The sequence below is a fragment of the Paracoccus onubensis genome, assembly GCF_003591515.1.
Lineage (GTDB): Bacteria > Pseudomonadota > Alphaproteobacteria > Rhodobacterales > Rhodobacteraceae > Paracoccus > Paracoccus onubensis.
In genome coordinates this window covers 412,332-425,015 of record NZ_QZCG01000002.1, presented here as the reverse complement: position 1 = coordinate 425,015, position 12,684 = coordinate 412,332, and the positions used below count along the sequence as shown (strand labels likewise).

The following is a 12,684-nucleotide window of genomic DNA, read 5'->3' as shown; positions in this document are numbered from 1 at the left end:
AATCTAGGCTAACCGGATGACCGCTATAACGAAAGAGCCGCGCTGCATTCTTGCGCCCAATCCCTCACCCCTGACCGGGCCGGGAACCAATAGTTTCCTGATCGGTACGGACCATGTCGCCGTGATCGATCCCGGGCCTGACGATTCAGGCCATCTCGACGCGATCCTCCAGGCTGGTGCCGGGAAAATCAGCCATATCTTTGTGACCCACAGCCACAAGGATCACAGTACGGGCGCATCGCGTCTTGCCGCCATGACCGGTGCGCCGCTGCTTGCATTCGGCGATATGGAATCCGGGCGCTCGCCCGCGATGCAGAAACTGGCGGCGACCGGCCTTGTCGGTGGAGGCGAAGGGCTGGATGCGAGTTTCCGGCCCGATATCCAGCTGAAGGACGGTCAGGAAATATCGACGCCCGACTGGACCCTTCGAGCCCTGCACACACCGGGTCATTGCGGAAATCATTTGTGTTTTCAGTATGAAGAGCTGATGTTCTGCGGCGATATCGTGATGGAATGGTCCTCGACACTGATTTCACCCCCGGATGGCGATCTGGCGGATTATTTCCGCTCGCTTGACAAGATCGGGCTGGCAGCGCCGAAACGGTTGCTGCCAGCACATGGGAAACCCGTCGAATCGCCTGCCGAAAGATTATCGGAACTGGCTGACCATCGCCGGCTGCGCACTGCCCAGATCCTGAACGCCCTGTCGCAATCCCCTGCAACCGCTCAGGATCTTGCCCGGCGGATATATGACATCGCCCCCACGCTTCTTCCTGCCGCGACCCGCAATGTGCTTGCACATCTGGTCGCACTCGCCGATCTGGGAGCGGTGATTTACGATGGCGATCTTACCGCCGATACGATTTTCCGGACTGTATGAAAATTGTCGTATTGCCTCTGGACGACCATGGAACAGATTGCTATATCCCGCCTCGTGTTCCGGCGTAGCTCAGCGGTAGAGCAGTTGACTGTTAATCAATTGGTCGTAGGTTCGATCCCTACCGCCGGAGCCAGTCAAAAAAAGGGCTTAGCTAGAGATAGCTGAGCCCTTTTTGCTTCGGGGCACAACGGGTACATTCCCTAATTAACCTGCCCCTCTGGTGAATCACTCCCAACCGAAGCCAGGAGTGGTCCCCACACCCATGATATGCGATGTCAGCTCTTATCCGCGTTGTCGAAGGCTTCCAGGGCGCGAGTGGAGTAAACCAATGCCGCGCCAGCGTTCAGCGCAACGGCCACTCCCAAAGCTTCCGACACTTCCTCTCGGGTCGCTCCTGCTTTCAGTGCCTCGTTAGAATGCACTGAAATGCAGCCGTCACAGCGGGTTGTCACGGCGACCGCCAGCGAGATCAGTTGCCGTGTTTTCTCATCCAAATGGCCGGTTTTCTTTCCTGCCCCGCTGGCAGTCATATACCCCTGTACGGTATCTGGTGAAAGCTCCGCCAGTTTACCGACACCTTGCAGCAAGTGGCTTCTGTTGTCGTTCCAATCCATTGTGTTTCTCCTGTTACCGATCTTGCCGGGGTAGCCTGTGGGCTAAGCCCAACACGAGCAATGCTACCATAGTCGTACTGAATCACCCCGACCGAAGCCGGGGCGCTCGGGGTCAGGTTAAGTCGTCCAACCCATCCTCAAGCTGTGCGGCCATCTTGCTCGCGATGTGGATCAGGCCGGTAACCATGCTGCCCAGCTTCCGGTCGCCGCCGCCGCCATTTTCATTACCAATGAAATCGGCAGCATCAATCATTATGCGCAGGTACATGGCATCCAATGCAGCTCACCCTTGGTTGTCATGCTACATCCTTTCTGTAGACGTCCTTGCGAGTCTCGGCCTGCAAGCCCTCCGTTCCGTCAATTACGATCGCCAAAAGTACCTGCCCGATCTCTGGGGTGCTGGCGGCCGCAACATGGCTTTCCAGATACTGACCCATCAGTTCCGAAACGGCCGGGCTTTTGCGCTTTTCAATCTTTTCACCCGCCGGATCACCTCCCGCCGCAATCACAGCCGCCCAGCGCTGGGCAATGTCGCGTGCCTGATCCGGCGTCAAAGCCCCGTGCTGCCCGATAGCGCCCCAGCGTATACGTCCAGCGCGCCCTCCGCCGACCCGGTATTTCATGACATAGCTTTTCCCGCCATTCGGCCCAACGCGGACGCCGAAGCCCGACAGGTCCTTATCTCATGCGGTATAGCGGGAATTTTCCGATTTAAGGGCATCACCCGCGCGTTTCGCAATCTTGATCTTTTCCGCCATAATCGATCCTTTCCGGCTACCACTGGGCTACCACCGTATATGCAATCCCCTGCAGGGCAACCAAAGGAGATTTGCAAATAAATCTTTATTTTTCAATATGATACGAAAGGCAATGAAACTCAAAGAAATCTAGCACCTCCTGACTTTCAATCAGGAGGTCACAGGTTCGAATCCTGTCGGGCTCACCATTTCCTAGATATATACCAAGGCAGTGGCCGTTTCAGCTATGACTTGCAGTTGGCATGCGTAGCGGATTCTGGCGCAGCCCTGCTTCCCGATTATCCGGACCGGGCCGCGGATGGAGATAGCGGTGGCAGAAGAAGCGGGGCTTATCGGATCATATCCAGGCATTGGCATTTTCACAGCATGGTGAAAGCGGTAGCACAACCCAGAGTCAGAGCCATTGCTGGCTTGCAACTTTCAGGATAATAGAACAGCAAAATTCAGCTTGTCGCGATGATATTTTCGCATAACCGGTAGTAGTCACGAGTAAATATACCTATATCGAAGGCACAATCACCCTGATTACCTTTCGGAGCCATATCATGATCAGAGTCATCAGCATTACGGAAGAGGTTTTATTGCGTGGCGGAGGGAAGGTAAAAGCAATTTACAAGAGATTGAACGGGTTTTCCGAAATGGATGGATTTTCGGCCATCCTGATGACAACCGCCCATTCTATAGAACAAAAACTTGATATAGAGGCCCTTAGAAAAGAAAGAACCTTGGCGCCCGAGGTTAAACATTTCACATTGCCGGAACTTTGCGCCCCGGTTGCCATCACAACGGGGGTAAAATTATTCAACGGGTTTCCGGATTTTGATAACGCAAAAAAACAGGGTAGCAAAATTGTATACTCACGTGATGGCAAAATTGTCATGAAGGATGACAACAAGAAATCACCTGTTGGCATCATCACGGATCGCAAGGTTATAAATGGTAAAAATACGATTTATTTCACCCTTTTAAATGGATTTATTATCAACAAGATTGTCAATAATTCAGATGGCACGACAGAAACAACTGATTACGCGGAAAGCAGACCAATTCGCTGGCTCAAAACCAAGAACGACAAATATCTGGTTGGGAAAAACCTGATAACCGGCCGGCTCTGCCGGACGCAGAAGGCGCTGGCGCGGAATCTTCTAGAAATGGTGGAGCTTCAGGATACGGTTACATTTGTGGATGGGATCAAAGGATCATACCTGTCGAATGTCATAAAAACCCCCCGGGCGCTTTTCCTGCATGCGGAACATCGCGATCAAAAGGGCGTTCTCCTTCCCGTTTACAAGAAATTCGTCGATGATTTCGATGGTCAAGCGATTATCACCGCAACCAATGTGCATAAAAAGGAAATTGAGCTTGACCTGAAGCCATCACAAGAGGTGGCCGTTATACCTCATTATTATGAGGCAAAGCCGGTTAAACCGCAGAAGAGGAAAAATATCGTAACGATATCCCGGCTTGATTTGTCAGGGAAACCGATTGACGAATGTATCCAGGCGTTTGCGAAAATAAAGAAAGAATTTCCTGATGTCGATTATCTGATATATGGGAAAGGAAGCGGCGGGAAAGAACTGACCGCACTGATCAAGCGTCTAAAATGTCAAAACAGGATCAAGCTGATGGGCTATACAAAAGAGCCTTTGGCAGAATTCAACGGCGCTTTGGCGTCACTATATCCCACCCTGACCGAAGGATTTGGGCTTTCCATCCTTGAATCACTATCCGCCGCATGCCCGGTTATTACATATGACGTCAAATACGGACCTCAGGAAATGATCAAACCGGGATCGAATGGATATCTGATCAAGCCGGGAAAAATAGACGATATCGCAGAGGCAATAAGGAAGGTATTGCTTGATCCGGAAAAATACTCCAAAGCCTGCTCGGACGGGCTGGAACGGTATACAAGGCAGACTTATCTTAACAATTACAAAAACCTTGTTGAAAAGCTGGTCGAAAACAATCGACCCGCACACCCGGCCGAGAAGGCGAATGCCTGACATAATTTCCGGAACCCCGTCGGATTACCAAGATATTCGGAAGGATGTCATCGAGAATCAGACCTGTCATTCCAGATGGCAAAGTGGAGGGCGCGCTTTGCCTTTTTCGGTCAGGCTGCTTCCTTCGGTCCAGCCGGCCGCCATTGTCACGAACATCATGTCCATGAATATGAATGCATTCGTAATCTTGCCATCGGACAGATCCATTGCAATTTGAGGAAGTTCGTAACTGAAGAACTCTCCGGTCTCGCCGCAATCTACACGCGCGGCGCTTTCGCGTACCAATTCGTCGAAATATGCCAGCATCGCTCTTTGGCTGCGTCTGATATCCGGCATCTCGGGAATATCGGCGCAGTCTCCCGTCATCAGGATGATCCCGGGCGGCGTGTGAATCGGATCGTCGGAATAGAGCGACAACTCTCCCGAGATGACAGAGGCGCCTAACAGGTTCATATATTCCTGATAGGCTTTCTCGGGATCCCAGCCGCGGGCTTGCTGCCAGTCTTCGCGCAATGCATCCCCGACCAGAAAACAACCCGGCTCACCCTGACTCGCATATTCGTCTTTCCGGGTGAAATGCCTGATTACGTCCGGATCGGTCAAACTTGCTGCGCTGGTCAGCTCAGGCGGCCGGATTCTGCATATTCCGGATGACAGCACCAGCCATGACCCTTCCTGACTGGCCTGATCCTGCATAAGGGCAGCGGCAGCAAGTTCGTCTATCTCTTCGGCGGCAAAACCTGCATCACGCGCGGCCTGCCTGCTTTCGGGACCGATCGTGCAGCCCTGTCTTTCGAAAAATTCAAGCAGCGGGGTGCGGGCTATTTCCGCGCGGGCAGGAAACGAGGCGATCGGGAAAAAACAAATCATCAGGAAACACAGGAATTTCAGCCCACTATGCCTCGCGCACTGTTGCATATATTCTGCCTTTCATTCGCCATCACTGCGAGGCAGCGATCAGGTGTCGGGTGTAATCCTGTTCCCCCGCGCCCCGGCGCAGGGCGTCCACGGACATGATTTCGACGATCTCTCCCTGTTGCATTACCGCCAGCCGGTCGCAGATATGCCCGACCACCGCGAGATCGTGACTGACCATTACATAGGTCAGCCCGTGCTCTTCCCGTAATTCCTTCAGCAGGTTCAGGATTTCCGCCTGTACGCTGACATCCAGCGCACTGGTCGGCTCATCCAGCAGCAGCAGGCGCGGTTCGGCGGCAAGCGCCCGGGCAATGGCGACGCGTTGACGCTGGCCGCCCGATAATTGATGCGGATAGCGGAAACGGAACCCCTTTCCCAGCCCGACATCTTCCAGCAACCGGGTGATGCGCCGGTCGATATCGCCCATCCCCTGTAGCCGAAGCGCTTCGGACAGCACCGCGTCGACAGAATGGCGAGGATGCAGACTGGCATACGGATCCTGAAATACCATCTGCACGGTCTTGTAGAATCCCCTGTCGCGGCGCGCGCCTTCGATCTGCCTGCCGTCAACCTCGATTTGCCCGGACCAGCTGTCGATCAGGCCGGCAATCGCCCTTAGAATGGTGGATTTTCCCGAACCCGACTCGCCCACCAAACCGAAGCTTTCCCCCTGGGCCACGGAGAAGGCAGCCCCTCTGACGGCATCCACACGGTCAGGTGGATCGCCGAACCAGACATCAAGATCGGAAACATTCAGCATGGGCAGTCCTGTCGTCTATAGATATTGTATATGGAAAACACATCTTATGTCTCAGGCAACGGATCGAGCTCACCGCTGCGCCAGCTTTCTTCGCGTTGCAGGACCGGAAGGCGCTCGACTGGCGTGTCAAGGCGCGGCTGGCTGCGCAACAAGCCCTGCGTATATGGATGGCGGGCATTATGGAGGTCACGCGCGGGCAGGCTTTCGACAACGCGGCCTGCATACATGATCAGCACCCGGTCGCAGAATCTTGCGACCAGATTCAGATCGTGGCTGATAAAAATCAGCCCCATCCCGCGGTCGCGCACCAGCCCGTCCATGATATTGAGCACCTCGCCCCTGACCGAAACGTCAAGCGCCGAGGTGGGCTCGTCCGCGATCAGGATCTGCGGGTCCGGCGCAAGCATCATGGCAATCATGATCCGCTGCCCCATCCCGCCCGAAACCTCGTGCGGATAGGTGTCCATGACCCGCTCGGGGTCGCGGATCCGGACCGCATTCAGCATCTCGAGCGCCTTCTTGCGTGCGGCAGCCCGGCCACCGCCCGCATGGAGCCGGTAGGACTCCATGATCTGATCGCCGACCGTCATGACCGGATTCAGGCTGAATTTCGGATCCTGCATCACCATGCTGATCCGGCTGCCACGCAGTTTGCGCATCCGGCGTTCCGGCAGGTTCAGGATCGACTGCCCCTCGAGCTCCATCCGGTCGGCGGTGACCCGGCCCGGCGGACGGACGAGGCCAAGGATGGCGCGGCCGGTCATGGATTTCCCCGAGCCGGATTCGCCAACCACCCCCAGCCTTTCACGGCCAAGCTCAAAGCTGACGCCGCGGACGGCCTGAAAATCGCCGCGACGACTGGCAAAGGTGACGCACAGGTTCTTGACGGAGAGCAGAGGCGTGCTCATTCCTTGGCTCCTTTCGGATCCAGTACATCGCGCAGCCCGTCACCCAGCAGATTGAATGCAAGGCTGACGATGAAGATCGCAAGGCCGGGCATCGCGGCCACCCACCAATAATCGAGGATATAGATCCTGCCATCCGAGATCATCGCGCCCCATTCGGGCATGGGCGGCTGCGCGCCAAGGCCCAGAAAGCCCAGCCCTGCCGCCGACAGGATAATGCCCGCCATATCAAGGGCCACGCGCACGATCAGCGAACTGACGCAAAGTGGCCAGATATGCCGGATCAGCAGCCGCGTCGGTCCCGCGCCCTGCAATCGCGCGGCAGCGATGTAATCGGCATTGCGGATTGTCAGCGTTTCGGCACGGGCAAGGCGGGCATAGGGTGGCCATGCCGTCAGGGCCAGGGCGAGCACGGCATTGCCGATACTCGCGCCCAATGCAGCTACGAACGCCAGCGCCAGGATCAGTTTGGGGAAAGCCAGAAAGATATCGGTGATCCGCATCAGCACCTGATCGACCCATCCGCCAGCGAATCCTGCAACAGTCCCGATCAGCAGACCCGCCACCGGCGCGATCAGGGCCACGGTTCCTACGATGAACAACGTAATACGAGAGCCGTGAATCAGGCGCGACAGGATATCGCGGCCAAAGGAATCGGTGCCCAGCCAATGTTCAGCAGAGGGCGGTTGCAGCCGGTCAGCAAGGTTCTGCGAGAACGGGCTTTGCGGCGCGAGCCACGGCGCGAATATCGCCATGCCGAACAGCAGGATCAGGATGATCAGTCCGAACATGGCCAGCTTGTTCGCCCGGAATGTCAGCCATCCCTGATAAAGCGCGCCAAGCTGCGCCTGCCGGCGGCTTTGCGGAGCATCTGACAAAAGCCATTCGCGGCGGGAGATCGGGCGGGAAAGTTCGGTTTCGCTCATTTCGACCTCGGATCCAGCACACGATAAAGAATATCGCTGAGAAGATTCAGCCCGATAAAGCAGACACCAACAACGACCGTGCCGCCCAGCACCGCGTTCATATCTCCGGCCAGCAGGGTATTGGTGATATATTGCCCCAGACCCGGCCAGCTGAAGATGATTTCGGTCAGCACCGATCCCTCGAGCAACGATCCGAAGCTGAGCGCGATCACCGTTACCAGCGGAATCGAGATATTGCGGAAGGCATGACGCCAGACCACCGCGCGCTCGGACATTCCCTTGACGCGAGCCGTGGTGATATATTCCGCCGAAAGCTGTTCCAGCATGAAACTGCGGGTCATGCGGCTGATATAGGCAAGACTGTAATATCCCAGCAGGCTGGCAGGCAGAATGATATGGCTGAATGCATCCCTGAACGCCCCCCAGTCGCCCGCGATCAGCGAATCGACAAGGATCATCCCGGTCACCTGAGGAACCATTCCGTCATAGATGATGCCCTGCCGGCCCGGTCCTCCGACCCAGCCGAGGATGCCGTAGAATACCAGAAGCCCCATCAGCCCCAGCCAGAAAATCGGCATGGAATACCCGACAAGCGCCACGACCCGCGCGATCTGATCGATCCAGCCGCCGCGCCGCGCCGCCGCGATCACGCCCAGCGGCACGCCGATGCTGACGCCGATAAACGTGCCCAGCGCCGCCAGCTCCAATGTTGCTGGGAAAACCCGCTTGATATCCTGGATCACCGGCTGGCCAGTCGAAATGGAACGCCCGAAATCGCCGGTCAGCACTTCGCCGATATAGCGCAGGAACTGCACCGCCAGCGGCTGATCCAGTCCCATGGCCTGATAGACCGCGTCATATTGCGCCTGCGAGGCGCGATCGCCCACGACCTTCAGGACCGGGTCGATCGGCATGACCCGTCCGATGATGAAGGTCACCAGCAGCAGGCCCAATAGCGTCAGAGCAAGCGACAGGGCTGTGCCCGCGACCCGGCGGATGCGACGATTGCGGGCAGAGACCGGGCGGGCCATACGCTTCCCGCCCGTTTCTGTATTGGTCACGCTCAAGGCTTATTCGCCCTTTGTGACCTGATGATACATGACCGAGGTCACGGATCTGCCGGAATTCCAGTTCTGGACATTCTCCTGCAATCCGGTCGGCTCGATACGCTGGAAGAGCGGGATGATCGGCGCCTCGGCCTGATATTTGCGCTGCAGGTCCTGATACATCTGGGCACGCTTGTCGCTATCCTGCTCCCGCGTTGCGGCCTCGGTCATTTCGGCCATGTCCTCGGGGACGGCATAGGCGTTCCGCCAGGCAAGCAAGCCGGTTGCCGCCGCGTCATCGCTGTTATCGGGGTTCCATGCAAAGGTCGCCGCATTGGTATTCGGATCAGAGTAATCCGGCCCCCATTCGCCCAGGAAGATCGGCACATCGCGGGCACGGTAGGCATCCAGCACCTGCGCGCCGGTCATCTGCTGAATCTCCAGCGTCAATCCGACCTCGGCCATCGATGCCTGCAGGGATTGCGCCACGTCGATATATTCGCGCAGATCGCGAACCTTGGTCGTGACGGTCCCGCCCTCGATCCCGGCATCTTCCAGGATCTGCCTGGCCTTCTCGACATCATATGTCCAGGGAAGTTCTTCCAGCGCCCCCAGATATCCTTTCGGCAGGAAGGATTGATGCGGCACGAACTGGCCCTTGAGGAAACTATTCGTGATTCCATCGTAATCGACAAGATATTTCATCGCCTCGATCACAGCGGGGTTCGACAGCAATTCATCCTTCTGATTCAGACCCATATACAGGATTCGTCCCAGCGGCTCGTCCTGAATCTTGACGCCTTCAACCCCTTGCAGGCCCTCGACATCGGTCGGTGACAGATTCCGGGCGACGTCGATATCGCCCTGCTCCAGAAGCAAGCGCTGCGCGCTGGATTCCTGCACATCGCGGATGATCACCCGCTTCATCGTGGCAGGACCCTGCCAGTAATCCTCATAGGCGGTCAGTTGCACGGCCTCGTTCGGTTTCCATGCTTGCAACACATATGCACCCGAACCGGCTTCGTTATTCGCCAGCCACGCATTGCCCAGATCCTCACCCTCGACATGTTCCAGAACCGTTTCCTTGTCCACCACGCTGGCAACCATGGCGGTCAGACAGTTGAGAACGAAGGATTGCGCATAGGACTCGTCCAGATTCAGGGTCAGCGTGTTCCCCTCGAATGTGATCTTTTCCTCGACATTCTCGGGCGTAAAGCCGAATTGCGTCAGGATGAATGCGGGCGTCTTGTCCAGCTTGACGGCACGTTGCAGCGACCATGCTGCATCTTCCGCACGCACCGGATTACCCGAATGGAAAGTGACGCCTTCACGCATGGTAAAGGTCATCGCGGTTCCATCCTCGGACATTTCCCAGCTTTCGGCGAGCGAGGGCTGGAAGCCGGCGTCCAGATCCATCGGATCGAAATCCACCAGCCGGTCGTAATTGTTACGATTGACGTCATTCCCCGCAAACTCGAATGCCTGCGCGGGATCCAGCGTGATGATATCGTTTATCGTATGCGCCACGACCAGCATATCGGCCGGCGTTTCAGCATGGACGGCAGGTGCAATGGCCAAGGCGGAAGCCAGTAGCATCGCACGTGTGGTCAACAGATGTTTCATGTAAGTCTCCCTGTCGGACATGTCCCGTCAACGCGGGGTTGATAAGCTGCAAGGTGGCGCAAGCTCGAAGCGAGGGCAAGTCCCGTGAAACCCGCCTTCCCCACCGTTATCAGGGAAGCATAACTCAAGTTCGATCAGGTTACGAAACCGCTTGACGCCCCCCATCAGACCCCTTACATCGCCCCCACCCGTGGCGGAGTAGCTCAGTTGGTTAGAGCAGAGGAATCATAATCCTTGTGTCGGGGGTTCAAATCCCTCCTCCGCTACCATTGCATCCCTTGAAAATGACTGAATAATCCGATCGATTTCGCCTTATAGGTCGAAATGGTTACCTGTCCTGCGTGAGGGCATTTCAGGAAAGATGGCGGATCAAGGCAGGATATAAACGGCAGGATCGCCTTTGTTGCAGATATCCCTGCGAGACAGATACCGGCCGTTTCTTCTGGCAGTGGCAGATATGCTTCAATCTCCGCAACAACGAAACAGGTAAAACAGTTTCACCTTTATCGGAAACTCGAGAGCGTCGTGACGCCTTCGATCCAAGGCTGCGCGGCAAGGATCAAAGTTTCTCCGAAACGTCCATCAATATGAATCACTCCGCCAGACCGGTTTCGCAGCGTGCCGATTCGCGGTGCCGGGACGAAGCAAGGATCCGCTGACCGGTGGTTTCCAGATAAAAACCGACCTGCTCATGCGATTGTTATAGCCTGTTTTTAACGCTCAAGGCGCACGAAAATAATAAGCAACATTCTTGTGACGAAAAAATATTGCCTTAAGGGCACTCTGATGTTCTTATAGGTCCAAACCGAATGAACCAGTTCGCAATACTGGTCTTACCACAATTGGGAGAAGCAAGGAACATGACCAAGCGTATTGCCATCATTGGCGCCGGACCGTCGGGACTGGCACAGTTGCGTGCATTTCAGTCGGCTGCCAGACAAGGTGCCGAGATTCCCGAGATCGTCTGTTTCGAAAAACAATCCAATTGGGGCGGGCTTTGGAATTACACCTGGCGCACCGGCGTCGATGAGAATGGCGACCCGGTCCATGGATCGATGTATCGCTATCTTTGGAGCAATGGCCCGAAAGAGGGACTGGAATTCGCCGATTATTCTTTCGAGGAACATTTCGGCAAGCAGATCGCCTCTTATCCGCCGCGCGCGGTGCTGTTCGACTATATCGAGGGGCGGGTGAAGAAAGCGGGCGTGCGCGACTGGATCCGTTTCAGAAGCATCATTCGCTGGATCGATTACGATGCTGAGACCGAACAGTTCACCGTCACCGTTCATGACGCGGAAAAAGACCGTGTTTATAAAGAACAGTTCGACCATGTGATTTGCGCCTCGGGCCATTTCTCCAGCCCGAACGTGCCGGAATATCCCGGTTTCGCACAGTTCAACGGCCGGATCGTTCATGCCCATGATTTCCGCGACGCCCGTGAATTCACCGGCAAGGACGTGCTGCTGCTTGGCTCGTCCTATTCAGCCGAGGATATCGGTTCGCAATGCTGGAAATATGGCGCAAAAACGGTGACGACATGCTATCGCAGCGCGCCGATGGGCTTCAAATGGCCGGATAACTGGCAGGAACTGCCCGCATTGGAACGTGTCGATGGCCGGACCGCGCATTTCTCCGACGGCGGCAGCAAAGAGGTCGACGCGATCATCCTTTGCACCGGGTACCGGCATTATTTCCCGTTCCTGCCCGACGATCTGCGACTGAAGACCACCAACCGGCTGGCGAGCGCCGATCTGTATAAGGGGGTCGTCTATGTTCATAATCCGAAGATGTTCTATCTGGGCATGCAGGACCAGTGGTTCACCTTCAATATGTTCGATGCCCAGGCATGGTGGGTGCGCGATGCGATCCTTGGGCGGATCGAACTGCCCGACGACAAGCAGGCGATGATGGCCGACGTGCAGGAACGTATCACGCGCGAGGAAGCCTCGGACGACGCCAAATATGCGATCCAGTATCAGGGCGACTACGTCAAGGAACTGATCGCCGAGACGGATTATCCCAGCTTCGATGTCGATGGCGCATGTCAGGCCTTCTTCGAATGGAAGAAGCACAAGGCCGAAAATATCATGACCTTCCGCGATCACTGCTATCGCTCGGTGATCACCGGCACGATGGCTCCGGTCCATCATACGCCGTGGAAGGATGCGCTGGACGATAGCAAGGAAGTCTACCTGCAGAACTGACGATGAATAGCCAGAGGCGCCGCCCGGCGCCTCGAAATCTTCTC

The 12,684-nt window shown here is 56.1% G+C and carries 12 protein-coding genes and 2 tRNA genes; 5 read left to right on the top strand and 9 right to left on the bottom strand.

All coding sequences use genetic code 11. The features are described from left to right. The first annotated feature begins 16 nt into the window (after positions 1–16). Positions 17–880, top strand: coding sequence for an MBL fold metallo-hydrolase (locus tag D3P04_RS04685; RefSeq protein ID WP_119746406.1), 864 nt, complete (start codon positions 17–19; stop codon positions 878–880). Between the two features lie 58 nt (positions 881–938). Beyond that, a tRNA-Asn gene (locus D3P04_RS04680) sits at positions 939–1,013 on the top strand. Positions 1,014–1,155: 142 nt separating this feature from the next. Here D3P04_RS04680 and D3P04_RS04675 read toward each other — a convergent pair. From D3P04_RS04675 to D3P04_RS04670, 3 genes are all read right to left on the bottom strand, one after another. Further along, positions 1,156–1,494 carry a carboxymuconolactone decarboxylase family protein gene (locus tag D3P04_RS04675; RefSeq protein ID WP_119746404.1) on the bottom strand — a complete coding sequence of 113 codons (339 nt, stop codon included), beginning with the start codon at positions 1,492–1,494 and terminating at the stop codon, positions 1,156–1,158. Between the two features lie 112 nt (positions 1,495–1,606). Beyond that, the gene (locus D3P04_RS23260; RefSeq protein ID WP_182912730.1) at positions 1,607–1,771 is read right to left on the bottom strand and encodes a hypothetical protein; all 165 of its coding nucleotides are present in this window, start codon (positions 1,769–1,771) and stop codon (positions 1,607–1,609) included. 19 nt (positions 1,772–1,790) lie between these two features. Beyond that, positions 1,791–2,168, bottom strand: coding sequence for an Arm DNA-binding domain-containing protein (locus D3P04_RS04670; RefSeq protein WP_220475269.1), 378 nt, complete (start codon positions 2,166–2,168; stop codon positions 1,791–1,793). Positions 2,169–2,797: 629 nt separating this feature from the next. On the opposite strand from D3P04_RS04670, the gene D3P04_RS04660 reads away from it, so the two are divergent. Further along, a complete protein-coding gene (locus D3P04_RS04660) occupies positions 2,798–4,258 on the top strand; it encodes a glycosyltransferase (RefSeq protein WP_119746400.1) in 1,461 nt (486 codons plus the stop codon). A gap of 66 nt (positions 4,259–4,324) precedes the next feature. On the opposite strand, the gene D3P04_RS04655 is transcribed toward D3P04_RS04660, so the two are convergent. Genes D3P04_RS04655 through D3P04_RS04630 form a run of 6 tightly spaced genes read right to left on the bottom strand, consistent with a single transcriptional unit; the run spans position 4,325 to position 10,436 of the window. Beyond that, a complete protein-coding gene (locus D3P04_RS04655) occupies positions 4,325–5,176 on the bottom strand; it encodes a hypothetical protein (RefSeq protein ID WP_119746398.1) in 852 nt (283 codons plus the stop codon). 22 nt (positions 5,177–5,198) lie between these two features. After that, positions 5,199–5,936 carry an ABC transporter ATP-binding protein gene (locus D3P04_RS04650; protein ID WP_119746396.1) on the bottom strand — a complete coding sequence of 246 codons (738 nt, stop codon included), beginning with the start codon at positions 5,934–5,936 and terminating at the stop codon, positions 5,199–5,201. A 44-nt stretch (positions 5,937–5,980) separates the two neighbouring features. After that, positions 5,981–6,844 carry an ABC transporter ATP-binding protein gene (locus tag D3P04_RS04645; RefSeq protein ID WP_119746395.1) on the bottom strand — a complete coding sequence of 288 codons (864 nt, stop codon included), beginning with the start codon at positions 6,842–6,844 and terminating at the stop codon, positions 5,981–5,983. Next, a complete protein-coding gene (gene nikC, locus D3P04_RS04640; protein WP_119746393.1) occupies positions 6,841–7,767 on the bottom strand; it encodes a nickel transporter permease in 927 nt (308 codons plus the stop codon). Before nikC ends, D3P04_RS04645 begins: the two co-directional genes overlap by 4 nt. Then, positions 7,764–8,798 (bottom strand): ABC transporter permease, encoded by a 1,035-nt coding sequence (locus D3P04_RS04635; RefSeq protein ID WP_119746391.1) that lies wholly within the window; start codon positions 8,796–8,798, stop codon positions 7,764–7,766. The genes nikC and D3P04_RS04635 overlap by 4 nt, the downstream gene beginning before the upstream one ends. A 39-nt stretch (positions 8,799–8,837) precedes the next feature. Beyond that, positions 8,838–10,436 carry an ABC transporter substrate-binding protein gene (locus D3P04_RS04630; RefSeq protein WP_119746389.1) on the bottom strand — a complete coding sequence of 533 codons (1,599 nt, stop codon included), beginning with the start codon at positions 10,434–10,436 and terminating at the stop codon, positions 8,838–8,840. 192 nt (positions 10,437–10,628) lie between these two features. Here D3P04_RS04630 and D3P04_RS04625 point away from each other — a divergent pair. Both D3P04_RS04625 and D3P04_RS04620 read left to right on the top strand, forming a co-directional pair. Then, positions 10,629–10,705: transfer RNA gene (locus D3P04_RS04625), tRNA-Met, on the top strand. 591 nt (positions 10,706–11,296) lie between these two features. Further along, the gene (locus D3P04_RS04620) at positions 11,297–12,640 is read left to right on the top strand and encodes an NAD(P)-binding domain-containing protein (protein ID WP_119746387.1); all 1,344 of its coding nucleotides are present in this window, start codon (positions 11,297–11,299) and stop codon (positions 12,638–12,640) included. Positions 12,641–12,684: the final 44 nt, after the last annotated feature.

Excerpts from the sequence above, each read along its gene's own strand:
- D3P04_RS04685 (WP_119746406.1), top strand. The coding sequence starts at position 17 with ATGACCGCTATAACGAAAGAGCCGCGCTGCATTCTTGCGCCCAATCCC.
- D3P04_RS04675 (WP_119746404.1), bottom strand. The coding sequence starts at position 1,494 with ATGGATTGGAACGACAACAGAAGCCACTTGCTGCAAGGTGTCGGTAAA.
- D3P04_RS04660 (WP_119746400.1), top strand. The coding sequence starts at position 2,798 with ATGATCAGAGTCATCAGCATTACGGAAGAGGTTTTATTGCGTGGCGGA.
- D3P04_RS04655 (WP_119746398.1), bottom strand. The coding sequence starts at position 5,176 with ATGCAACAGTGCGCGAGGCATAGTGGGCTGAAATTCCTGTGTTTCCTG.
- D3P04_RS04650 (WP_119746396.1), bottom strand. The coding sequence starts at position 5,936 with ATGCTGAATGTTTCCGATCTTGATGTCTGGTTCGGCGATCCACCTGAC.
- D3P04_RS04645 (WP_119746395.1), bottom strand. The coding sequence starts at position 6,844 with ATGAGCACGCCTCTGCTCTCCGTCAAGAACCTGTGCGTCACCTTTGCC.
- nikC (WP_119746393.1), bottom strand. The coding sequence starts at position 7,767 with ATGAGCGAAACCGAACTTTCCCGCCCGATCTCCCGCCGCGAATGGCTT.
- D3P04_RS04635 (WP_119746391.1), bottom strand. The coding sequence starts at position 8,798 with ATGGCCCGCCCGGTCTCTGCCCGCAATCGTCGCATCCGCCGGGTCGCG.
- D3P04_RS04630 (WP_119746389.1), bottom strand. The coding sequence starts at position 10,436 with ATGAAACATCTGTTGACCACACGTGCGATGCTACTGGCTTCCGCCTTG.
- D3P04_RS04620 (WP_119746387.1), top strand. The coding sequence starts at position 11,297 with ATGACCAAGCGTATTGCCATCATTGGCGCCGGACCGTCGGGACTGGCA.